Origin of the sequence: Mycobacterium sp. ACS4054 (assembly GCF_001667275.1) — a bacterium.
GTDB lineage: Bacteria > Actinomycetota > Actinomycetes > Mycobacteriales > Mycobacteriaceae > Mycobacterium.
Map to the genome: position 1 here is coordinate 17,497 of NZ_LZHV01000029.1, position 22,900 is coordinate 40,396.

15 protein-coding genes are annotated in these 22,900 nt (G+C 68.7%); 11 read left to right on the plus strand and 4 right to left on the minus strand.

From position 1 onward, the window contains the following. The first annotated feature begins 17 nt into the window (after window positions 1-17). The 11 genes from A5730_RS05585 to A5730_RS05635 all read left to right on the plus strand — a co-directional run bounded on the left by A5730_RS05585 (window position 18) and on the right by A5730_RS05635 (window position 19,530). Window positions 18-1,913 (plus strand): glycosyltransferase, encoded by a 1,896-nt coding sequence (locus tag A5730_RS05585; protein WP_067896770.1) that lies wholly within the window; start codon window positions 18-20, stop codon window positions 1,911-1,913. Continuing rightward, window positions 1,906-2,445: a phosphatase PAP2 family protein gene (locus tag A5730_RS05590; protein ID WP_067896772.1), complete on the plus strand. Its 540-nt coding sequence runs from the start codon at window positions 1,906-1,908 to the stop codon at window positions 2,443-2,445. The genes A5730_RS05585 and A5730_RS05590 overlap by 8 nt, the downstream gene beginning before the upstream one ends. After that, window positions 2,438-3,346, plus strand: a complete 909-nt coding sequence (locus A5730_RS05595) for a decaprenyl-phosphate phosphoribosyltransferase (protein WP_067896775.1) — start codon at window positions 2,438-2,440, stop codon at window positions 3,344-3,346. The genes A5730_RS05590 and A5730_RS05595 overlap by 8 nt, the downstream gene beginning before the upstream one ends. Beyond that, a complete protein-coding gene (gene aftB, locus A5730_RS05600) occupies window positions 3,333-5,303 on the plus strand; it encodes a terminal beta-(1->2)-arabinofuranosyltransferase (protein ID WP_304442312.1) in 1,971 nt (656 codons plus the stop codon). Before A5730_RS05595 ends, aftB begins: the two co-directional genes overlap by 14 nt. Before the next feature lie 329 nt (window positions 5,304-5,632). Next, window positions 5,633-6,682 carry an esterase family protein gene (locus tag A5730_RS05605; protein ID WP_055403908.1) on the plus strand — a complete coding sequence of 350 codons (1,050 nt, stop codon included), beginning with the start codon at window positions 5,633-5,635 and terminating at the stop codon, window positions 6,680-6,682. Window positions 6,683-6,840: 158 nt separating this feature from the next. Then, window positions 6,841-7,743: an esterase family protein gene (locus A5730_RS05610; RefSeq protein ID WP_067896870.1), complete on the plus strand. Its 903-nt coding sequence runs from the start codon at window positions 6,841-6,843 to the stop codon at window positions 7,741-7,743. Between the two features lie 210 nt (window positions 7,744-7,953). Next, window positions 7,954-8,964, plus strand: coding sequence for a cutinase family protein (locus tag A5730_RS05615; RefSeq protein WP_067896782.1), 1,011 nt, complete (start codon window positions 7,954-7,956; stop codon window positions 8,962-8,964). Between the two features lie 288 nt (window positions 8,965-9,252). Next, the gene (gene fadD32, locus A5730_RS05620) at window positions 9,253-11,151 is read left to right on the plus strand and encodes a long-chain-fatty-acid--AMP ligase FadD32 (protein ID WP_067896784.1); all 1,899 of its coding nucleotides are present in this window, start codon (window positions 9,253-9,255) and stop codon (window positions 11,149-11,151) included. 71 nt (window positions 11,152-11,222) lie between these two features. Beyond that, window positions 11,223-16,550: a polyketide synthase Pks13 gene (gene pks13, locus A5730_RS05625; RefSeq protein WP_067896872.1), complete on the plus strand. Its 5,328-nt coding sequence runs from the start codon at window positions 11,223-11,225 to the stop codon at window positions 16,548-16,550. A gap of 77 nt (window positions 16,551-16,627) precedes the next feature. Next, complete coding sequence (locus A5730_RS05630; RefSeq protein ID WP_231994636.1) at window positions 16,628-18,121, plus strand: acyl-CoA carboxylase subunit beta; 1,494 nt, start codon at window positions 16,628-16,630, stop codon at window positions 18,119-18,121. Window positions 18,122-18,162: 41 nt separating this feature from the next. Then, window positions 18,163-19,530: a tetratricopeptide repeat protein gene (locus A5730_RS05635; protein ID WP_067896790.1), complete on the plus strand. Its 1,368-nt coding sequence runs from the start codon at window positions 18,163-18,165 to the stop codon at window positions 19,528-19,530. A 40-nt stretch (window positions 19,531-19,570) separates the two neighbouring features. On the opposite strand, the gene A5730_RS05640 is transcribed toward A5730_RS05635, so the two are convergent. From A5730_RS05640 to A5730_RS05655, 4 genes are all read right to left on the minus strand, one after another. Continuing rightward, entirely contained in the window at window positions 19,571-21,343 is a 1,773-nt protein-coding gene (locus tag A5730_RS05640; RefSeq protein ID WP_067896793.1) for an acyl-CoA dehydrogenase family protein, read from the minus strand. A gap of 10 nt (window positions 21,344-21,353) precedes the next feature. Next, window positions 21,354-21,791, minus strand: coding sequence for an FHA domain-containing protein (locus tag A5730_RS05645; protein ID WP_067896796.1), 438 nt, complete (start codon window positions 21,789-21,791; stop codon window positions 21,354-21,356). Next, complete coding sequence (locus A5730_RS05650; protein WP_067896799.1) at window positions 21,788-22,255, minus strand: hypothetical protein; 468 nt, start codon at window positions 22,253-22,255, stop codon at window positions 21,788-21,790. The genes A5730_RS05645 and A5730_RS05650 overlap by 4 nt, the downstream gene beginning before the upstream one ends. 105 nt (window positions 22,256-22,360) lie before the next feature. Continuing rightward, window positions 22,361-22,867, minus strand: a complete 507-nt coding sequence (locus A5730_RS05655) for a hypothetical protein (protein WP_067896802.1) — start codon at window positions 22,865-22,867, stop codon at window positions 22,361-22,363. Window positions 22,868-22,900 lie beyond the last annotated feature (33 nt).

The following is a 22,900-nucleotide window of genomic DNA, read 5'->3' on the forward strand; positions in this document are numbered from 1 at the left end:
GGGGAGAGCGGCGCTAAATGACCGCTGTAAGCCTGCTTTCCAGGATCATCCTGCCGCGGCCGGGGGAACCCCTCGACGTGCGCAAGCTGTACCTGGAGGAGTCGACCACCAACGCCCGGCGCGCGCACGCGACCAGCCGCACGTCGCTGGAAATCGGCAAAGAGTCCGAGGTTTCGTTCGCCACCTACTTCAACGCGTTCCCGGCCAGCTACTGGCGCCGCTGGTCGATCTGCACGGCGGTGGTGTTGCGCGTCGAACTGACCGGAACCGGCCGCGTCGACGTGTACCGGACCAAGGCCACCGGGGTGCGGATCTCCGTGGAGGGCCGCCAGTTCGTCGGCACCGACGAGCAGCCGGCGATCGTCGAGATCGAGGTGCCGCTCAAACCATTCGAGGACGGCGGCTGGATCTGGTTCGACATCACCACCGACACCGCGGTCAACTTGGTCAGCGGCGGCTGGTATGCGACCGAGCCCGCTCCCGGCACGGCCAACATCGCGGTGGGGATCCCCACGTTCAACCGGCCGGCCGACTGCGTCAACGCCCTGGCCGACCTCACCGCGGATCCGTTGGTGGACGAGGTGATTGGCGCGGTGATCGTCCCGGACCAGGGTGTCCGCAAGGTGCGCGATCACCCGGACTTCGCGGCGGCGGCCGCGGGCCTGGGTAGCCGGCTGTCCATCCACAACCAGCCCAACCTCGGCGGTTCCGGCGGCTACAGCCGCGTGATGTACGAGGCGCTGAAAAACACGGACTGCCAACAGATTCTGTTCATGGACGACGACATCCGCATCGAGCCCGACTCGATCCTGCGGGTGCTGGCGTTGCACCGCTTCGCCAAGAAGCCGATGCTGATCGGCGGCCAGATGCTCAATCTGCAGGAGCCGTCGCACCTGCACATCATGGGCGAGGTGGTCAACCAGTCCAACTTCATGTGGACCGCCGCGCCGCACGCGGAGTACGACCACGATTTCGCGGAATTTCCGTTGAACGACAAGAGCTCTCGCAGCGCACTGCTGCACCGACGGATCGACGTCGACTTCAACGGCTGGTGGACGTGCATGATCCCGCGGCAGGTCGCCGAGGAACTGGGCCAACCGCTGCCACTGTTCATCAAATGGGACGACGCCGAATACGGTCTGCGCGCCGGCGAGCACGGGTATCCGACCGTCACGCTGCCCGGCGCGGCGATCTGGCACATGGCCTGGAGCGACAAGGACGACGCCATCGACTGGCAGGCGTACTTCCACCTGCGCAACCGGCTGGTGGTCGCCGCCATGCACTGGGACGGTGACATCACCGGCCTGGTCCGCAGCCACCTCAAGGCCACGCTGAAACACCTTGCCTGCCTTGAATATTCGACCGTCGCGATCCAGAACCGGGCCATCGACGACTTCCTGGCCGGCCCCGAGCACATCTTCTCGATCCTGGAATCGGCGCTGCCCGAGGTGCACCGGCTGCGCAAGGAATACCCGGACGCGGTCGTGTTGCCGGCGGCCAGCGAGCTGCCGACGCCGTCGAACAAGACCAAGGCGATGAAGCCGCCGGTGAACCCGGTGTCGATCGGTTACCGGCTGGCCCGCGGCATCGCGCACAACGCGACCAAGGCCGACCCCGACGCGCACCGGCGTCCGCAGTACAACGTGCCCACCCAGGACGCCCGCTGGTTCCGGCTGTGCACGGTCGACGGCGTCACCGTGACGACGGCCGACGGGTGCGGGGTGGTCTACCGGCAACGCGATCGGCGCAAGATGTTCCAGCTGCTGTTCGCCTCGCTGCGCCGGCAGCGCCGGCTGGCGAGCCGGTTCGACGAGATGCGCAAGATCTATCGGGACGCGTTGCCGGTGCTGTCCAGCAAGCAGAAGTGGGAGACGGCGCTGCTGCCCGCGCACGCCGAGCGAGAGCATGCCTGAATCGGTCCCCCCGGGCGGTGAGGTGGCCGCCCTGGTGGCGGTGCAATCCGCGCTCGCCGACCGCCCCGGCGTGCTGACCGTGGCGCGCGGCCTGTCCCACTTCGGCGAGCACAGCATCGGCTGGCTGGCCGTGGCGGCGGTCGGTGCGCTGCTGATGCCGAAGCGGGGCTGGGATTGGCTGGTGGCCGGGGCCGGCGCGTTCGCCGCGCACGCCGCCGCCGTGGTGGTCAAGCGGGTGGTGCGGCGCCAGCGGCCGCACGATCCGGCCGTCGTGGTCAACGTCGGCACGCCCAGCCAGCTCAGTTTCCCGTCGGCGCACGCCACCTCGACCACCGCCGCGGCCATCCTGATGGGCCGGATCACCGGTCTGCCGCTGCCCGCCCTCCTGGTCCCCCCGATGGCCTTGTCGCGGATGCTGCTGGGCGTGCACTATCCCAGCGACGTGGCGTGCGGCATCGCGCTGGGCGCCACCGTCGCGCGAATCACGGTCCGGCTGCAGGGCCGGACGGGGAAGGTGTGGCCGAATGAGTGAGGACGTGGTGACCGGGCCGTCGGGCAACGTGGTTGTCGGGGTGGTCAAGGCGATCCGCCCGCGGCAGTGGGTGAAGAACGTTCTGGTGCTGGCCGCGCCGCTGGCAGCGTTGGGCGGCCCGGTGCACTACAACTACGCCGACGTGCTGACCAAGGTGTCCGTGGCGTTCGTGGTGTTCTGCCTGGCGGCCTCGTCGATCTATCTGGTGAACGACGTGCGCGACGTCAACGCCGACCGCGAGCACCCCACCAAGAGGTTCCGGCCGATCGCGGCGGGTGTGGTGCCCGAATGGCTGGCCTACACCCTCGCGGTGGTCCTAGGGGCGGCTTCCCTGGCGCTCGCCTGGTGGCTTACCCCCGACTTGGCGGTGGTGATGGCCGTGTACCTCAGCATGCAGCTGGCGTACTGCTTCGGCCTGAAACACCAAGCGGTCATGGACATTTGCATCGTGTCGTCGGCGTACCTGCTGCGGGCCATCGCCGGGGGCGCCGCGACCGGCATCCCGCTATCGCAATGGTTCCTGCTTTCGGCGGCGTTCGCGTCGCTGTTCATGGTCGCCGGCAAGCGGTATGCCGAACTGCAGGTCGCCGAGCGCACCGGCGCCGCGATCCGCAAGTCCCTGGAGAGCTACACCAGCACCTATCTGCGGTTCGTCTGGACGATGTCGGCAACTGCGGTGGTGCTCTGCTACGGGTTGTGGGCGTTCGAGCGTGACCGCCACTCCGGATCGTGGTTCGCGGTATCGATGGTTCCGTTCACCATCGCGATCCTGCGCTACGCCGTCGACGTCGACGGCGGGCTGGCAGGCGAGCCCGAAGACATTGCGCTGCGCGACCGGGTGCTGCAGCTGCTTTTCCTGGCGTGGATCGCGACGCTTGGAGCCGCCGTTGCCTTCGGCTAGCCCCGAACTGCAGGCCCTCAAAGCGCGGATGATGCGCAGCCGGCCGGTCATCAGGCGGTTGGGCTGGCCGGTATTTCCCTACACCACGATGGTGCGGGTCAGCCTGTGGGTCAGCGTGGTGGTGGTCGTCGTCCTGTTCGGTTGGGGCGCTTGGCAACGCCGCTGGATCGCCGACGACGGGCTCATCGTGTTGCGCACCGTGCGCAACCTGCTCGCCGGCAACGGGCCGGTGTTCAACCAGGGTGAGCGGGTGGAGGCCAACACGTCGACCGCCTGGACCTACCTGATGTACGCCGGGGCCTGGGTGGGCGGTCCGATGCGGATGGAATACGTGGCGCTGGCTCTGGCTCTGACGCTTTCGGTCCTGGGCGTGGCGCTGCTGATGCTGGGGGCCGCCCGGTTGTACGCGCCCAGCCTGCGCGGCCGCAGGGCGCTGATGCTGCCGGGCGGTGCGCTGGTCTACGTCGCGCTGCCGCCGGCTCGTGACTTCGCCACCTCCGGTCTGGAGAGCGGGCTGGTGCTGGCCTATCTCGGTTTGCTGTGGTGGATGATGGTCTGCTGGGCGCAGCCGGTGCGCAACCGCCCGGATCGCCCGATCTTCGTCGGCGCGCTGGCGTTCGTCGCCGGGTTCAGCGTCCTGGTCCGGCCCGATCTGGCGCTGATGGGCGGGCTGGCCCTGATCATGATGCTGGTCGCCGCGCGCGGCTGGCGCCGTCGGGCGCTGATCGTGGTCGCCGGCGGATTGCTGCCCGTCGGTTACGAGATCTTCCGGATGGGTTACTACGGTCTGCTGGTCCCCGGGACCGCCCTGGCCAAGGATGCGGCCGGCGACAAGTGGTCGCAGGGCATGATCTACCTGGCCAACTTCGACGCGCCCTACGCGGTATGGGTGCCGGTGGTGCTCCTGGTGCCGCTCGGCGTGCTGCTGCTGGCCGCGCGCCGCCGGCCCTCGTTCCTGCGTCCCGCGTTGGCCCCCGACTACGGGCGGCTGGCCCGGGCCGTCCAGAGCCCCCCGGCGGTGGTGGCCTTCGTCCTGGTGAGCGGTCTGATCCAGGCGCTCTACTGGATCCGCCAAGGCGGTGACTTCATGCACGGACGGGTGCTGCTGGCGCCGCTGTTCTGTTTGCTGGCCCCGGTCGCCGTCATCCCGGTGGCCATCCCGGACGGCCAGGACTACTCGCGGGAGACGGGGTACTGGGTGGCCGGGGCGGCGAGCGCGCTGTGGCTGGGTCTGGCCGGCTGGTCGCTGTGGGCGGCGAACTCGCCGGGGATGGGCGACGACGCCACCCACGTCACCTACTCCGGAATCGTCGACGAGCGCCGGTTCTACGCCCAGGCCACCGGCCACGCGCATCCGCTGACCGCGGCCGACTACCTGGGCTATCCGCGGATGGCGGCCATCCTGACCGCCCTGGACAACACCCCGGAGGGGGCCTTACTGCTGCCGTCGGGCAATTACATCCAGTGGGACCTGGTGCCGATGCTCCAGCCGCCACCGGGTAGTGCCCCCCAAAAGCCCCAGCACGCAGTGTTTTTCACCAACCTCGGCATGGTGGGCATGAACGTCGGCCTCGACGTCCGGGTGATCGACCAGATCGGATTGGCGAATCCGCTTGCGCAGCACACGGAACGGCTGCAGCACGGCCGCATCGGGCACGACAAGAACCTCTTCCCCGATTGGGTGATCGCCGACGGCCCGTGGGTGAAGGTGTATCCCGGTGTTCCGGGTTATCTGGACGAGCAGTGGGTCGCGGAGGCGGTAGCGGCCCTGAAATGCCCCGAGACGCAGGCCGTGCTGAGTTCGGTGCGCGCACCCATGACGCCGCACCGATTCCTATCCAACCTGCTGCATTCCTATGAATTCACCACGTACCGGATCGACCGCGTGCCGCGATACGAGCTCGCCAGATGCGGACTGCCGGTGCCCGCAGAGGCGCCACCTCCACCGCGCGAGTAAGGCCCGCGCAGAAGAATTTTCGGCCGATCTCAAAATCGTTACGAACCGTGCCGGATGAAAAATTCCCAGCAACATCACATTTCGGGCTTAACCAGCTGGCCATAGCGCGCAAGCACATGCGGAAACACCGTTTACACCGTCGTAGATTCGCCTTGAACACGCCGGGTGACGGGGGCCGAATTGCGCTCTGCGGGCCCGCCTCGATGCGACTCGACGGTTCAAGGTGTGGTTGACTACACGGGCACTGCTGCGCGGAGATCGTATGCAGTACGACCCACACATGACGCGTCCGGATGACGGGCGCGCCGAAGAAGGATGAGGAAGCAAGGATGACGCTTGTCGACAGGTTTCGCGGCGCCGTGGCCGGCATGCCGCGGCGGCTCGTGGTGGCAGCCGCAGGCGCGGCGCTGCTCTCGGGCCTGATTGGCGCCGTGGGGGGCTCGGCGACCGCTGGTGCCTTCTCGCGCCCCGGTCTGCCGGTGGAATACCTGCAGGTTCCTTCCGCGGCGATGGGCCGCGATATCAAGGTTCAGTTCCAAAGCGGTGGCGCCAACTCGCCCGCGCTGTACCTGCTCGACGGAATGCGCGCGCAGGACGACTTCAACGGCTGGGACATCAACACCCCGGCGTTCGAGTGGTACAACCAGTCCGGCATTTCGGTCGTCATGCCCGTCGGTGGTCAGTCCAGCTTCTACTCCGACTGGTACAAGCCCGCCTGCGGCAAGGCCGGCTGCACCACCTACAAGTGGGAGACCTTCCTGACCAGCGAGCTGCCGGCCTACCTGTCCGCGCAGAAGCAGGTCAAGTCGACCAACAACGCCGCCGTCGGTCTGTCGATGGCCGGGTCGTCGGCGTTGATCCTCGCCGCCTACCACCCGAACCAGTTCGTTTACGCCGGCTCGCTGTCGGCGCTGCTGGACCCGTCGCAGGGCATGGGCCCGTCGCTGATCGGGCTGGCCATGGGTGACGCCGGTGGCTACAAGAAGGACGACATGTGGGGGCCGTCGAGCGACCCGGCCTGGGCGCGCAACGACCCGTCGCTGCAGGTCAGCAAGCTCGTCGCCAACAACACCCGCATCTGGGTGTACTGCGGTAACGGCAAGCCGTCCGACCTCGGTGGCGACAACCTGCCCGCCAAGTTCCTCGAGGGCTTCGTGCGGACTTCCAACCTGAAGTTCCAGGACGCGTATAAGGCCGCCGGTGGCAACAACGCGGTGTGGAACTTCGACGCCAACGGCACCCACGACTGGCCCTACTGGGGCGCGCAGCTGCAGGCGATGAAGCCTGACCTGCAGTCGGCGCTGGGTGCCACCCCGGGCGCCGGGCCGGCCACGGCCGCTGCGGCCGCCGGAAACGGCACCAACGGCCAGGGCACCTAAGCCCTAAAAATCACGCGACTGGCGGCGGGAACCCCTCGGGGTTTCCGCCGCCAGTGGTTTTGGTGTGTGATTTGTTTCACTACCCCGCGGGCGGGGGAACTACGGCGCTGGCTAATGTGCAGACAGCGACTAGACGATGGAGGGTGGACATGAGGGTCGTGCGGGGTATGTCGGCGCTTCTTCGGGCGGTCTACGTGGCCGCGCTGGCGGTCGGCTTGATCGGTGTCATCGTGACGGGCGGACCGGCCGGCAAGGCGAGGGCGGCCGGTTACGAGAGCCTGATGGTGCCGTCGGCGGCGATGGGCCGCGACATCCCGGTGGCCTTCCTGGCGGGCGGCCCGCACGCGGTCTATCTGCTGGACGCCTTCAACGCGGCCCCGGACGTCAGCAACTGGGTCACCGCGGGCAACGCGATGAACACGCTGGGCGGCAAGGGAATCTCGGTGGTGGCGCCCGCGGGCGGGGCCTGGAGCATGTACACCAACTGGGAGCAGGACGGCAGCAAGCAGTGGGACACGTTCCTGTCCAGCGAGCTGCCGAACTGGCTGGCCGCCAACAAGGGCCTGGCACCTGGTGGCCACGCCGCCGTCGGCGCCTCGCAGGGTGGCTACGGCGCGATGGCGCTCGCCGCGTTCCACCCCGACCGCTTCGGCTTCGCCGGCTCGCTGTCGGGCTTCCTGTACCCGTCGAGCACCAACTACAACGGCGCCATCCTGGCCGGCCTGCAGCAGTTCGGCGGCGTCGACGGCAACGGCATGTGGGGCGCACCCCAGCTGGGCCGGTGGAAGTGGCACGACCCCTACGTCCACGCCTCGCTGCTGGCGCAGAACAACACCCGCGTGTGGGTCTACAGCCCGACCAACATGGGCGGCGACGACGCCGCGATGATCGGCCAGGCCGGCGCGGCCATGGGCAGCTCCCGCGAGTTCTACCAGCAGTACCGCAGCAACGGCGGGCACAACGGTCACTTCGACTTCCCCGGCGGCGGCGACAACGGCTGGGGCTCGTGGTCGGGGCAGCTGGGCGCGATGTCGGGGGACATCGTCGGCGCGATTCGGTAGCGGCGATCGCAAGCGCGGCGGTGGGGGCACCGCCCGCTTGCGGGGGACCGGGCGCCGCGGGTCGGCGCCATTTCGGTAGCCGGTCGACGCCCATTCGGTAGCGGTCGCTGCCCGGCTGACCCACTCCCGCGAGCCGGTACCGTGTAGAGGGTGCGGCGGGGGTCGGAGGACCGTTTCGCTGCGATCCACCGACTCTGCTAGCAGGAGAACATGGCTACCGACGCCCGGCGCAAGCGCCACCGAGCCCTCGCCTGGACCGCCGCCCTGGCGATGGCGGGCGTGGTGTTGTTGGTCATCGTGCTCGTGGTCGTCATGCTGCGTGGCCGCGAATCGCCGCCCAGCGCGGTGCCGCCCGGCGTCCTTCCGTCGCCGTCCACGACCACCCATCCGCACAAGCCGCGGCCAGCCTCGCAGGACGCGTCGTGCCCGGATGTCCAGTTGGTCAACGTCCCCGGCACCTGGGAATCCGCCCCGCAGGACGATCCGCTCAACCCGATGCAATTCCCTAACGCATTGCTGCACAAGGTGACCGCGTCGATCACGCAGCAGTTCCCCGCGTCGCGGGTGCAGGAGTACACCACCCCTTACACCGCGCAGTTCCACAACCCGCTCAGCGGTGACACCCAGATGTCGTACAACGAAAGCCGCGCCGAGGGCACCCGCGCGACGGTCCAGGCGATGACGGACATGAACGCCAAGTGCCCGCTGACGAGCTACGTGCTGATGGGCTTCTCCCAGGGCGCGGTGATCGCCGGTGACATCGCCAGCGATATCGGCAACGGCCGAGGGCCGGTCGACGACGACCTGGTTCTGGGTGTGACGTTGATCGCGGACGGCCGCCGCCAGCCCGACGTGGGCAAGGACATCGGGCCCAACCCGCCGGGTCAGGGCGCCGAGGTCACCCTGCACGAGGTGCCGGTGCTGTCCGGGCTGGGCCTGACCATGACCGGGCCGCGGCCCGGCGGATTCGGCGCGCTCAACGACAAGACCAACGAGATCTGCGCGCCGGGCGACCTGATCTGCGCCGCCCCCGACGAGGCGTTCAGCGTGGCCAACCTGCCCAACACGCTCAACACCCTGGCCGGCGGGGCCGGCCAGCCCATCCACGCGTTGTACGCGACGACGCAGTTCTGGAACCTGGACGGGCAGCCCGCGACGGATTGGACGTTGAACTGGGTGCAAGGACTGATCACCAACGCGCCGCACCCCAAACATGGATGACCGGCCGCGGGACACAGCGGTTTGGAGCCCGTTGCGGGTGCCGATCAGCGGTACCTTGTGATTTGGTGTGCTGCGGGCCGCCCCTTAACATTAAGAGGAATTTAAGAGCTAGAGACTTTGTCGCGGACCCGGTCCTGGTTGAAGCCGGCCTGGGATGAGCAGGAGGCCGGCGCCCGTGGCGCCGCGCGAGGACTGGCCCGCGGTCGAGATGGGAAACCGTCGGCGTCGCCGACCATAGGACGAAAGTCGGCGTGGCGCCGACTTAAACAGGCGTGACAGGAGAGCGGAATGCCGTACCACAACCCGTTCATCGTGAATGGAAAGATCAGGTTCCCGGACAACACCAACCTGGTCAAGCACGTTGAGAAATGGGCGAGGGTTCGCGGCGACAAGCTGTCCTACCGTTTCATCGACTACTCCACCGAGCGCGATGGGGTGTACCGCGACATCGTGTGGCGCGACTTCAGCGCCCGCAACAGGGCGGTGGGCGCCCGGCTGCAGCAGGTCACCCAGCCGGGCGACCGCATCGCCATCCTGTGCCCGCAGAACCTGGACTACCTCATCGCCTTCTTCGGCGCGCTGTACGCCGGCCGGATCGCGGTGCCGCTGTTCGACCCGAACGAGCCGGGCCACGTGGGCCGGCTGCACGCGGTGCTCGACGACTGCACGCCGTCGACCATCCTGACCACCACCGAGGCCGCGGAAGGCGTCCGCAAATTCATCCGCGCGCGCTCGGCCAAGGAACGCCCCCGCGTGATCGCCGTCGACGCGGTGCCCGACGAGGTGGCGTCCACCTGGGTCGAGCCCGAGGCCGACGAGAACACCATCGCCTACCTGCAGTACACCTCCGGCTCCACCCGTACCCCGACCGGCGTGCAGATCACCCATCTGAACCTGCCCACCAACGTGCTGCAGGTGCTCAACGGCCTCGAGGGCAAGGAAGGAGACCGCGGCCTGTCCTGGCTGCCGTTCTTCCACGACATGGGCCTGATCACGGCGCTGCTGTCGCCGGTGCTCGGCTACAACTTCACGTTCATGACCCCGGCCGCGTTCGTGCGCCGGCCCGGACGCTGGATTCGGGAGATGGCGCGCAAGCCCGACGACGCCCCGAACTGCGAGGTCGTCACCGTCGCCCCGAACTTCGCGTTCGAGCACGCCGCGGTGCGGGGCGTGCCCAAGGACGGCGAGCCGCCGCTGGACCTGAGCAACGTCAAGGCGATCCTCAACGGCAGCGAGCCGGTGTCCCCGGCGTCGATGCGCAAGTTCTACGAGGCGTTCAAGCCGTACGGCCTGCGCGAGACCGCGATCAAGCCGTCCTACGGCCTGGCCGAGGCCACGCTGTTCGTGTCCACCACGCCCATGGACGAGGCGCCCACGGTCATCCACGTCGACCGCGACGAGCTGAACAAGCAGCGCTTCGTCGAGGTCGCCCCCGATTCGCCGACGGCCGTCGCGCAGGTTTCCGCCGGCATCATCGGCGTCGACGAGTGGGCCGTCATCGTCGACCCCGACACCGCCAGCGAGCTTCCCGACGGGCAGATCGGCGAGATCTGGCTGCACGGCAACAACATGGGCACCGGCTACTGGGGCAGGGAAGACGAGACCACCGAGACGTTCCGCAACCTGCTCAAGTCGCGCATCAGCCAGTCGCACGCCGAGGGCGCCCCGGACGACGGCATGTGGGTGCGCACCGGCGACTACGGCACCTACCACAAGGGCCACCTCTACATCGCGGGCCGGATCAAGGACCTCGTCATCATCGACGGCCGCAACCACTACCCGCAGGATCTCGAGTACTCGGCGCAGGAAGCCAGCCGAGCCCTGCGCACCGGCTACGTGGCCGCGTTCTCGGTCCCGGCCAACCAGCTGCCGCAGGTGGTGTTCGACAACCCACACACCGGCCTCAAGTACGACCCCGAGGACAGCTCCGAGCAGCTGGTGATCGTGGCCGAGCGCGCTCCCGGCACGCACAAGCTGGACTACCAGCCGATCGCGGACGAGATCCGGGCGGCGATCGCCGTCCGCCACGGGGTGACCATCCGCGACCTGCTGCTGGTGCAGGCGGGAACGATCCCGCGTACCTCCAGCGGCAAGATCGGGCGCCGCGCGTGCCGCGCCGCCTACCTCGACGGCAGCCTGCGTAGCGGCGTCGGATCGCCGACGGCCTTCGCCGGCGCTAACGACTGAACCCAGGAACCATGGCTGAATTAGACGATCCCCAGGACCAGCAGGAGAATCTGCCCGCCAAGAAGACCGAGATGCGCGCCGGCGACGATGCAGAGCGGAGCGATGAGGAGGAGCGGCGCAAATTAACGGTCCCCGAGATGCGCGAGTGGCTGCGCAACTGGGTGGGCAAGGCCGTCGGGAAGTCGCCGGACGACATCGACGAGTCGGTGCCGATGGTCGAGCTCGGCCTGTCGTCCCGCGACGCCGTGGCGATGGCCGCCGACATCGAAGACATGACCGGCGTCACCCTGTCGGTCGCGGTGGCCTTCCAGCACCCGACCATCGAGTCGCTGGCCACCCGCATCATCGAGGGCGAGCCCGAGATCGACACCAGCGCTGACGACGTCGCCGACTGGACGCGCAACGGCCCGGCCGAGCGCGTCGACATCGCGATCGTTGGCCTGTCCACCCGGCTGCCTGGCGACATGAACTCCCCCGAGGAGACGTGGCAAGCGCTGATGGAGGGTCGCGACGCCATCACCGACCTGCCCGAGGGCCGCTGGTCGGAGTTCCTCGAGGAGCCGCGGCTGGCCGAGCGGCTGGCCAACGCCCGCACCCGCGGCGGCTACCTGAAGGACATCAAGGGCTTCGACTCCGAGTTCTTCGCGGTTGCCAAGACCGAGGCCGACAACATCGACCCGCAGCAGCGGATGGCGCTCGAGCTGACCTGGGAGGCGCTCGAGCACGCCCGCATTCCGGCGTCGAGCCTGCGCGGCGGATCGGTCGGCGTGTACGTCGGCGTCTCCAACAACGACTACAGCTTCCTGGCGGTGTCCGACCCGACCGTCGCGCACCCGTACGCGATCACCGGCACGGCGACGTCGATCATCGCCAATCGGGTGTCCTACTTCTACGACTTCCGCGGCCCGTCGGTCGCCGTCGACACCGCCTGCTCGAGCTCGCTGGTGGCCGCCCATCAGGCGGTGCAGGCGCTGCGCAACGGCGAGTGCGACGTGGCCGTCGCCGGTGGCGTCAACGCGTTGGTCACCCCGGTGGTGACGCTCGGTTTCGACGAGATCGGCCAGGTGCTGTCGCCCGACGGCCGGATCAAGTCGTTCTCCTCGGATGCCGACGGCTACACCCGCTCCGAGGGTGGCGGCATGCTGGTGCTCAAGCGGGTGGACGACGCCCGCCGCGACGGCGACCAGATCCTCGCCGTGATCGCCGGCAGCGCGGTCAACCACGACGGCCGGTCCAACGGCCTGATCGCGCCCAACCAGGACGCGCAGGCCGACGTGCTGCGCCGGGCCTACAAGGACGCCGGCATCGACCCGCGCACCGTCGACTACATCGAGGCGCACGGCACCGGGACCGTCCTGGGCGACCCGATCGAGGCCGAGGCACTGGGCCGCGTCGTCGGCCGCGGACGTCCGGCCGACCGCCCGGCGCTGCTGGGTGCGGTGAAAACCAATGTGGGCCACCTGGAGTCGGCCGCGGGCGCCGCGAGCCTGGCCAAGGTGGTGCTGGCGCTGCAGCACGACAAGCTGCCGCCGTCGATCAACTTCGCCGGCCCCAGCCCGTACATCGACTTCGACGGGATGCGCCTGAAAGTCGTTGACACCGCGACCGATTGGCCGCGCTACGGCGGCTACGCGCTGGCCGGGGTGTCCAGCTTCGGGTTCGGTGGGGCCAACGCGCACCTGGTGGTGCGCGAGGTGCTGCCCCGCGACGTCATCGAGCGCGAACCGGAGCCCGAACCGGAGGTGAAGACCGCCGCCGAGGCTGCCTCGGAAACGGGTGTGGTTCCCACCATGGAGGGCCACGCGCTGCGGTTCGACGACTTCGGCAACATCATCCCCGACGCCGAGGCGCCCGAGGAGGAAGAGTACGAGCTGCCGGGCGTCACCGATGAGGCGTTGCGGCTCAAAGAGATTGCACTGGAAGAGCTCGCGGCCCGGGAGGCCGAGGAGCCGACCAAGCCGCTGATCCCGCTCGCCGTGTCGGCCTTTTTGACCTCGCGCAAGAAGGCCGCCGCCGCCGAGCTGGCCGACTGGATGGAAAGCCCCGAAGGTCAGGCCTCCTCGCTGGAGTCCATCGGGCGGGCGCTGTCGCGCCGCAACCACGGCCGTTCGCGCGCGGTGGTGCTGGCCCACGACCACGAGGAGGCCATCAAGGGCCTGCGCGCGGTCGCCGAGGGCAAGCAGCGGCCGGGCGTGTTCAGCGTCGACGGCCCGGTGACCAACGGCCCGGTGTGGGCGATGGCCGGATTCGGTGCGCAGCACCGCAAGATGGGCAAGAACCTGTACCTGCGCAACGAGGTCTTCGCCGAGTGGATCGAGAAGGTCGACGCGCTGATTCAGGACGAGCGCGGCTACTCGGTGCTCGAACTGATCCTCGACGACTCGCACGAATACGGCATCGAGACTTCCAACGTCGTGATCTTCGCGATCCAGATTGCGCTGGGTGAACTGCTCAAGCACCACGGCGCCAAACCCGCTGCGGTGATTGGTCAATCGCTCGGCGAGCCCGCGTCGGCCTACTTCTCCGGCGGCCTGTCCCTGGCGGACGCGGCGCGCGTCATCGCCTCGCGTTCACACCTGATGGGCGAGGGCGAGGCGATGCTGTTCGGCGAGTACATCCGGCTGATGGCGCTCGTCGAGTACTCCGCCGACGAGCTGAAGACCGTGTTCGGCGACTTCCCCGGCCTGGAGGTGTGCGTCTACGCCGCGCCCAGTCAGACCGTCATCGGCGGCCCGCCCGAGCAGATCGACGCGATCGTCGCCCGCTGCGAGGCCGAGGGCCGCTTCGCCCGCAAGCTGCAGACCAAGGGCGCCGGGCACACCTCGCAGATGGACCCGCTGCTCGGCGAATTCTCCGCCGAGCTGCAGGGCATCGAGCCGATGAGCCCGAGCGTCGGAATCTTCTCGACCGTGCACGAGGGAAGCTACATCAAGCCCGGGGGCGAGCCGATCCACGATGTGGCGTACTGGGTCAAGGGAATGCGTCACTCGGTTTACTTCACCCACGGTGTTCGCAACGCCGTCGACAGCGGCCACACCACCTTCTTAGAGCTCGCGCCCAACCCGGTGGCGCTGATGCAGATCGGCCTGACCACCGCGGCCGCGGGTCTTCATGACGCCCAATTGATTCCGACGCTCGCCAAAAAGCAGGACGACGTCGAGTCGATGATCTCGGCCATGGCCCAGCTCTACGTGCACGGCCACGACCTCGACATCTGGACGCTGTTCAGCCGAGCCACCGGACCGGCCGATTACGCGAACATCCCACCCACCCGCTTCAAGCGCAAGGAACACTGGCTCGACGCCCACTTCTCCGGCGACGCGTCGGTGATGATGCCCGGCAACCACGTCGCGCTGCCGGATGGCCGGCACGTGTGGGAGTACAAGCCGCGCGGCGCGACCGACCTGGCGACGTTGGTGAGAACCGCTGCGGCAGCGGTCCTTCCGGACGCTCAGCTGGCCGCCGCCGAGCAGCGTGCGGTGCCGGGCGAGGGCGCCCGGCTGGTGACGACGCTGACCCGCCACCCCGGCGGCGCATCGGTCCAGGTGCACGCGCGCATCGATGAGTCCTTCACGCTGGTCTACGACGCGCTGGTGGCGCGGTCCGGGCAGGAAGGCGTTGCCCTGCCGGCGGCCGTCGGCGCGGGCGCGGTCATCGCGGCGCCGACCAACGGGGCGGTGGCCGAGCCGGAGGCGTCCGGCGATGAGGCCGACGCGGAGACCCTGACCGACAGCCTGACCAACCGGTACTTCTCGGCGAGCATGGGCAAGTGGTCGCCGGACTCCGGGGAGACCATCGCGGACCGCCTCGGCACCATCGTCGGCGCGGCCATGGGTTACGAGCCCGAGGACCTGCCGTGGGAGGTGCCGCTGATCGAGCTGGGTCTGGACTCGCTGATGGCGGTGCGCATCAAGAACCGCGTCGAGTACGACTTCGACCTGCCGCCGATCCAGCTGACGGCGGTGCGCGACGCGAACCTCTACAACGTGGAGAAGCTGATCGAGTACGCGGTCGAACACCGTGACGAGGTCGACCAGCTGCACGAGTACCAGCAGACGCACAGCGCCGAGGACATCGCCAAGGCGCAGGCGCAGGTGTTGAGCGGCGCCTCGCCGGCCTCGCTGGCGGCGCCCGCGCCGGACCCGCAGGCGGAGCCCGAAACGCAGCCCGCGCCGCCCCCGGCGTCGGACGTGCCGATCCCGCCGCCGCCGACGGACCCGTCGGGCCCGACGCCCAACGGCAAGCAGCCCAACCTGGCCGGCGCCGCCCAAGCGCTCAACCAGGAGGCGGTCGCCAAGGCGCTCAACTCGGACGTGCCGCCGCGCGACGCCGCCGAGCGGGTCACCTTTGCGACGTGGGCGATCGTCACCGGCAAGTCGCCGGGCGGCATCTTCAACCCGCTGCCCAAGCTCAACGACGAGCAGGCCGCCAAGATGGCCCAGCGCCTCTCCGAGCGCGCCGAGGGGACGATCACCGCCGAGGACGTGCTGGCATCGGAGACCATCGAGGCGCTGGCCGAGAAGGTGCGGGACTACCTGGAGGCCGGCGTGATCGACGGCTTCGTCCGCACCATCCGGGCGCCGCAAAACGATTCGCAGATACCGGTGTTCGTGTTCCACCCGGCCGGCGGTTCGACCGTGGTGTACGAGCCGCTGCTCAACCGGCTGCCGGCGGATACCCCGATGTACGGCCTGGAGCGGGTGGAAGGCAGCGTCCAGGAGCGGGCCGCCCAGTACGTTCCCAAGCTGCTGGAGATGAACGGGGACAAGCCGTTCGTCCTGGTCGGCTGGTCGCTCGGTGGCGCCTTGGCCTACGCCTGCGCGATCGGGCTCAAGCGGATGGGCGCGAACGTGGCGTTCGTCGGCATGATCGACACCGTGCGGGCGGGCGAGGAGATCCCGCAGACCAAGGAGGAGACCCGCGCGCGTTGGGACCGCTACGCGCGGTTCGCCGAGCGCACCTTCAATGTCGAGATCCCCGCGATCCCGTACGAGCATCTCGAGGAGCTTGACGACGAGGGCCAGGTCAAGTTCGTGTTGGAGATCGTCCAGCAGAGCGGCGTGCAGGTGCCCGGCGGGATCATCGAGCACCAGCGCACCTCGTACCTGGACAACCGGGCGCTCGAGACGGTCCAGATCGAGCCGTACGACGGCCACGTCACGCTCTACATGGCCGATCGCTACCATGACGACGTCATCGAGTTCGAGCCTCGGTACGCCATCCGCCAGCCGGACGGCGGCTGGGGCGAGTACGTGGCCGACCTCGAGGTCGTGCCGATCGGTGGCGAGCACATCCAGGCCATCGACGAGCCGATCATCGCCAAGGTGGGTGCACACCTGACCGAGGCGTTGGACAACATCGAGGCGGGGCGCCGCCGGACGAGTGAGGTGGGCAAGTAGTGACCGGTGCGGAGCCTTCTCGCGCTCACACGACAGCCGAAAAGCTGGCCGAGCTACACGTTCGTCTGGAACGGGCCATGGAACCCGGCGGCGAGAAGGCCGCGGCCAAGCGCGAAAAGAAGGGCATCCCCAGCGCCCGCGCCCGCATCCACGCGCTGGTCGACCCGGGCACCTTCATGGAAGTCGGGGCGCTGGCCAAGACGCCGAACGACCCGAACGCGCTCTACGGCGACGGGTGCGTCACCGGGCACGCCATGATCGACGGCCGGCCGGTCGGGGTGTTCTCCCACGATCAGACCGTCTTCCAGGGCACGGTCGGCGAGATGTTCGGCCGCAAGGTCGCCCGGCTGATGGAGTGGTGCGCGATGGTCGCCTGCCCGATCATCGGCATCCAGGACTCCGGCGGGGCCCGGATCCAGGACGCGGTCACGTCGCTGGCGTGGTACGCCGAGTTGGGTCGCCGGCACGAGGCGCTGTCCGGGCTGGTGCCGCAGATCTCCCTCATCTTCGGCAAATGCGCCGGGGGAGCGGTGTATTCGCCCATCCAGGACGACCTGCTCGTCTCGGTGCGAGACCAGGGCTACTTCTTCGTCACCGGGCCCGACGTGATCCGCGAGGTCACCGGCGAGGAGGTCACCCTCGACGAGCTGGGTGGCTCCGACGCGCAGGCCCGTTACGGCAACATCCACCAGGTGGTGGACTCCGAGGCCGAGGCGTTCCAGTACGTGCGCGACTTCCTCTCGTTCCTGCCGTCGAGCACCTTCGGCAAGCCGCCGATCGTCAACCCCGGCCTGGAGCCGGAGATCACCCCGACCGACCTGGAGCTCGACGCGATCGTGCCGGACTCCGACAACGCGGCCTACGACATGCACGAGATCCTGCTGCGCATCTTCGACGACGGCGACTTCCTCGACGTCGCCGCGCAGCACGGGCCGGCCATCATCACCGGGTACGCGCGCGTCGACGGGCACCCCGTGGGGGTGATCGCCAACCAGCCCATGCACATGTCGGGGGCGATCGACAACGAGGCCTCCGACAAGGCGGCGCGGTTCATCCGGTTCTGCGACTCGTTCAACATCCCGCTGGTCTTCGTGGTGGACACCCCGGGCTTCCTGCCTGGCGCCGAGGAGGAGAAGCGCGGAATCATCAAGCGCGGCGGGCGCTTCCTCTACTCCGTCGTCGAGGCCGACGTGCCGAAGGTGACGATCACCGTGCGCAAGTCCTACGGCGGCGCGTACGCCGTGATGGGGTCCCGGCAGCTGACCGCCGACTTCAACTTCGCCTGGCCCACCGCGCGCATCGCGGTGATCGGCGCCGAGGGGGCCGCGCAGCTGCTGATGAAGCGGTTCCCCGACCCGACGACGCCCGAGGCGCAGCAGATCAAGAAGGACTTCATCGAGGGCTACAACCTCAACATGGCCATCCCGTGGACCGCCGCCGAACGCGGCTTCATCGACGCGGTCATCGACCCGCACGAGACGCGGCTGTTGCTGCGCAAGTCGCTGAAGCTGTTGCGGGACAAGCAGTTGTGGTTCCGCACGGCCCGCAAGCACGGGCTGATCCCGGTTTAGCGGCGTCAGGTTGAACCGGCCTGCCAGACAAGGGGATCTGCATGTCGGAAAACCAGGAGGCGGTTGATCCGGTCACGGCGGCTGTTGAGAACTGGCAATCGGTGCATGCCGCGCTGGGGCCGCAACACGAATCGACTGCGGCTGCGCTGCTGGCGCTGGCCAATGCTCGCCAAAGCGCCGGCGAAACTCTAGGTGCGGTCCGCGATGCCGGCGCAGGCCTCGACATGCGCCGCGACGCACTCGGACCGGAACACCCGGACACGCTCGTGGCGGCCGGCGCGGTGGCGCGGTGGCGCTTCCTTCTCGGCGACATCGGTGCGGTCGACCAACTGCGCGAACTGGTTCCGACCATGGTGCGTGTGCTGGGCGCCGAGCACCCCGACACGCTCCGTGCACGCCATGTCGTCGCCTACGTCGAGTATCCCGATGAGGATGCCGGGACCAGGCTGGTCCGCTGGGTGCAGTTGTGCGGCGCCGAGACTCGCGCGTTCGGTGTCGAGAACGAGGTGACGCTGTCGGCGGCCTACATGGTGGCGCAAGCCCGTTACGATCTCGGCGACCCTTTCGGCGCCAGCTCGGACGCGGTGCCTGTAGTCATGTACCGCCGCCAGCTCCTGGGAGAGCGTCATCCTGAGACTCTGGCCGCCGAACTGGCGCGGCTGGGGTGGCTCGCGGACGCCACAGGCGCCACCACTTTCGTTCTCGAGAGCCTCAACAAACTGATAACGGCCACCGAAAACGCGCTCGGCCACGACAACGAAATCACCCTGCGGGCGCGTTACGTTCTTGCGCTTTTGGCGCCGAAAACGGCGGGCACCGAAGTGGACCGCATCTCCGATTGGGAACCACTGGCCGAGGACATGGCCCGCAGCCTTGGCGACGAGCATCCGCTGAGTGTCGCTGTGCGCGAACAACGTTCGGCTGCGCGCGCCGAGTGGGAGGAGGATCTCGACGAAATGCGCGATCTTGCCTTCCATTTGTACGTCGACATGGAATCCGAAGAGCGCGACATCGAGCAGCCCCCGGGCCGGGGCTGGCTGGACACCGGAGACCTCGACGAGGACACGGTCGACAAGGTGACCGAGGATGCCGACGACCAGCGTTCCGAGCGCGCCGAGTTGATGGAAAACGTTGTGGCAGCAAAGAAAGCGCTGTCCCGAAGTGCCCGAACCGCGGGCAATGACGCCTACGAGACCCTGCTGTGGCGTTATTTTGTGGCCTGGCTGTTCTGGGAGGGACACGAATTCGAGGCGGCCGGCCAGCGGACCCGGCGGCTGATCGACGACTGCACGCGGTTGCTAGGCGGCGACCACGAACTCACGCAGGCATCGCGAACAATGCTGCACTTCATCGACACTCGCACCTGGACCGGTCTGCCCCTGTTCTGGGATGGCAGCGCGATGGTCTGAAGCGCTTCGTCGTTCGCAGAGACGGCAGCGCCGAATCCCCTTACAGCTGCAGCGCGCCGGCGACGAGTTCGTCGAAGCGCTCCAGCGCCTCGTCGGAGTCGGCGTCGATGCCGCGCAGCGCACCGCGGTCGGCGAGGTAGCGCTGCGCGTAGAGGCGGGCCACCAGCGCCTTGCGCTCCCCGCCGCGGGCGGCGCGCTCCCAGGCGGCCTGCTCGGTGAGCAGCGCCCCCGCGTACACGTCGCCCATGAATTGCGCCAATGGGAACAGCCGCGCCTCGGCCATGTCGCGGTCCAGTTTGGACCACGCCGTGATCGCCGCGTCCAGGTCCTCGATGCGCCCGGCGACCAGCCGGGTGGTGTCGTCGTCGTCGGAGACCGACACCGCGTCGCGCAGCCGCGCCAGCAGGGCCTCGTGCGCGCGGGTCTGCTCGATGCCGCGCCGCACGTCCAGGCACAGGATGTTGTCGGGCCCCTCCCAGATGGTGTTCACCTGCGCGTCGCGCAGCAGCCGGGCCACCGGCCAGGTCTCGATATAGCCGTTGCCGCCGTGGATTTCGATGGCGTCGGACGCCGCGGTGATTCCGAGCCGGCACACTTTCAGCTTGGTGACCGGCACCGCGATGCGCTGCCGCATGCCGCGGGGCTGGCGATGGTTGGCGGCCCCGGTGCCGTCGAAAACCAGGGCCTGCGCGGCCTCGACGTCGACGATCAGCTCGGCGAGCTTGCGCCGCATCAGCGGCTTGTCGATCAGCGCGTCGCCGAACGCGTGCCGCCGCCGGGTGTAACACAGCGACTCCACCAGGGCTCGGCGCGCGTTGCCGAGGCCGAACAGCGCGATGCCCAGGCGCGCGGCGTTGGTCAGCTCCATCATGCGGCCCAGCCCCTTGCCGTCGGACGGGCCCGCCTCACCGGTGGGCTCGCCGGACAGCAGAAACGCCTCGGCGTCAACGAATTCCACCTCGCCGGAGGCCACCGAGCGGGTGCCGAGCTTGTCCTTCAGGCGGCGCACCCGCACCCCGTTGCGCGACCCGTCGCGGCGGGTGCGCAACACCAGGAAATTGGCCACGCCGCGCGTCGAGTCGGGGGCGCCCTCCGGCTTGGCCAGCACGACGAACGCCTCGCCGGCACAGTTGGACGCAAACCACTTGAAGCCGTTCAGGATCCACGCGTCGCCGGCGCGCCTGGCGGTCGTCTCCAGCGCGCCCAAGTCCGAGCCGCCGGTGCGCTCGGTCAGCAGCTGCGCGGTCTCGCCCGCCCACTCGCCCGAGGCGAACTTGGCCAGCACGTGTTCCCGCACGTCGGGCGGCGCGTAGGCGGCCACCAGCGAGGAGACCATGCCGCCGCCGGTGCCCAGCGCGCACCCCATCCCGATGTCCGCCTGGTTGAGCAGATAGTTGGACGCGAACAGGCTCAGGCCCGAGCTCACCTTGGCGGCGCGCGCGTCGTCGCGCAGGGCCTGCTGGGCGTCCAGGACCGCGCGCTTGGACTGGGTGAAGGACGCCGGCATGACGACCTGGCTGACGTCGTGTCCCCACCGGTCGTAGCGCTCCAGCCGCGGCGGGTTGTGGTCGGTTTCTTCCGCCCATCGCGCGACCGGGCCGCCCATCAGCTCGCCCATGCGCACCAGATGCGGCTCCACGACCGCGAGTTCCTCGGGCTGCAGGTAGTACGCCATGGTGAATTGCAGGGTGGGGTCGGTGAGGTACCAGTTGAGACCGACGGCCCCGCGGTAGTTCTCGGTCCGGTAGCGCTGGGCTTTCTCCTCGGTGGAGAACGGCAGCCTGTCCACCGCCTCTGCGGCGTAGTCGCTCATGGGACAAACGCTACGCGTTGGTGAGGAAAACCAGACGCACCCGGCCGATCTGGATTTCGTCGCCGTCGGCCAGCACCGCCTCGTCGACGGGCTCCCGGTTGAGATAGGTGTGATTCATGCTGCCCACGTCGATAATGCGGAATTGCCCACCCGCGCTGTGGAATTCGGCATGCCGGCGGCTGACGGTGATGTCGTCGAGGTAGATGTCGCTTTCCGGATGCCGGCCAGCGGACATGACCGGTTGGGTCAGGGTGAACCGTGAGCCGGTGTTGGGCCCGCGCTTGACGATGAGCAGCGCCGTGCCCGGGCTCAGCGTGGGCCTGTCGTCCTCCGCGGCGGTTTCCGGGGCGTCGAACTCGGCGGGTACCGCGGTGCCGATGTCACCGGTGAGTTCGTCCTCGCCCGCGCGTTCGGTTGGCCGGTGCGGCGGCGGTCCCTGGTCGCTCACGCGGCTCGCGGCAGATCCGGGTTGACCGCCGCCCCTTGAGTTGTCGGCCGTTTCGGCGCCGGTGCCCAGCCGACGTAGGTCAGGTACAGGCCGACCAAGGCGAAGACGACACAGAGCGCGATCCACCAGCCTTGCGCGCCGATCATGTCGTTGGCCAGCGAGGCGAAGAACTTGGGGAAGGCGACCAGCAGCACCCCGCGCAGGACGATCAGCCACCCGAGCAGCGAAACGGTGATCGCCGCGGCCCCGCGCCAGTTTTGGTGCGCGGCAACGATAGTGAGGCCGAGCAGCAGGATGAAGGCGCCGGTCACGAACGTCCACATCGAGTTCGCCTCGAACTGCGACAGCAGCGACTGCATGTCGGAGGCGCGCGCCACCGCCGTCACGTCGACGACGACGAGGAAGGGGCCGAGCACGCGGCACAAAAAGCGTGTCGGGGTCGGCGGCTGTTGCGGAGCGTTCATTGCCGTGCCTCTCATCCGACGCCGGTCATTCGGCGACCCCTTTATCGGAGCACTCGACCGTGGCGTCGAGATAGGGACTTAAGGCACTGGCTGCCGGGGCGGGAGTTAGACGGGCGCGACGAACTCGGAGGTGTAAAACTCCGCCGGATTCTGCGAGTTTCCGTTGCGCCGCTCGATAATCACCCACACGCCCGTCGTGCCGGGCCGAATGGCGTCTTGCACGACCGCCGTTCCATTGCCCGCCGCGTCGGTGTCCATGCCGGCGAAGGCGGTGCCCGGATCGCCCGGTCCGCAGGTGCTCGACGACGATCGCGGCATTTGGATGAGCCCGACGTCGAAGTGGGTGCCCGGCTCGGGTTCGTCGTACAGGTGCACCTCGGCGACGGCTCGTGAGCCGGAGGTATGGATCAGCGCCGAACCGGTGCCGAGCATCGGGCTCGGCACCTTGGGGGCCTCGGCCACGCGGCTGAAATCGCAGCGCCGCAAGTAGTTGTCCATGACGACCGTGGTGGCGCCCTCGGCGCCGGCCGTGGTGATTTCGAACGTCGCCGCCGGGGTGATCACCACGGTGATCGCCGCCGCACATGTTCCGACGCGTGTCAGCGCGCGCATAATGCCACCTATTGGGTCCCGTGTGAACTCGAT

What these genes read in the sequence shown, in the direction of transcription:
- A5730_RS05650 (WP_067896799.1), bottom strand. Translation starts at nt 22,255, where the DNA reads ATGAACGCTCCGCAACAGCCGCCGACCCCGACACGCTTTTTGTGCCGC.
- A5730_RS05635 (WP_067896790.1), top strand. Translation starts at nt 18,163, where the DNA reads ATGTCGGAAAACCAGGAGGCGGTTGATCCGGTCACGGCGGCTGTTGAG.
- A5730_RS05595 (WP_067896775.1), top strand. Translation starts at nt 2,438, where the DNA reads ATGAGTGAGGACGTGGTGACCGGGCCGTCGGGCAACGTGGTTGTCGGG.
- A5730_RS05630 (WP_231994636.1), top strand. Translation starts at nt 16,628, where the DNA reads ATGGAACCCGGCGGCGAGAAGGCCGCGGCCAAGCGCGAAAAGAAGGGC.
- A5730_RS05615 (WP_067896782.1), top strand. Translation starts at nt 7,954, where the DNA reads ATGGCTACCGACGCCCGGCGCAAGCGCCACCGAGCCCTCGCCTGGACC.
- A5730_RS05655 (WP_067896802.1), bottom strand. Translation starts at nt 22,867, where the DNA reads ATGCGCGCGCTGACACGCGTCGGAACATGTGCGGCGGCGATCACCGTG.
- A5730_RS05640 (WP_067896793.1), bottom strand. Translation starts at nt 21,343, where the DNA reads ATGAGCGACTACGCCGCAGAGGCGGTGGACAGGCTGCCGTTCTCCACC.
- fadD32 (WP_067896784.1), top strand. Translation starts at nt 9,253, where the DNA reads ATGCCGTACCACAACCCGTTCATCGTGAATGGAAAGATCAGGTTCCCG.
- A5730_RS05605 (WP_055403908.1), top strand. Translation starts at nt 5,633, where the DNA reads ATGACGCTTGTCGACAGGTTTCGCGGCGCCGTGGCCGGCATGCCGCGG.
- A5730_RS05585 (WP_067896770.1), top strand. Translation starts at nt 18, where the DNA reads ATGACCGCTGTAAGCCTGCTTTCCAGGATCATCCTGCCGCGGCCGGGG.
- A5730_RS05590 (WP_067896772.1), top strand. Translation starts at nt 1,906, where the DNA reads ATGCCTGAATCGGTCCCCCCGGGCGGTGAGGTGGCCGCCCTGGTGGCG.
- pks13 (WP_067896872.1), top strand. Translation starts at nt 11,223, where the DNA reads ATGCGCGCCGGCGACGATGCAGAGCGGAGCGATGAGGAGGAGCGGCGC.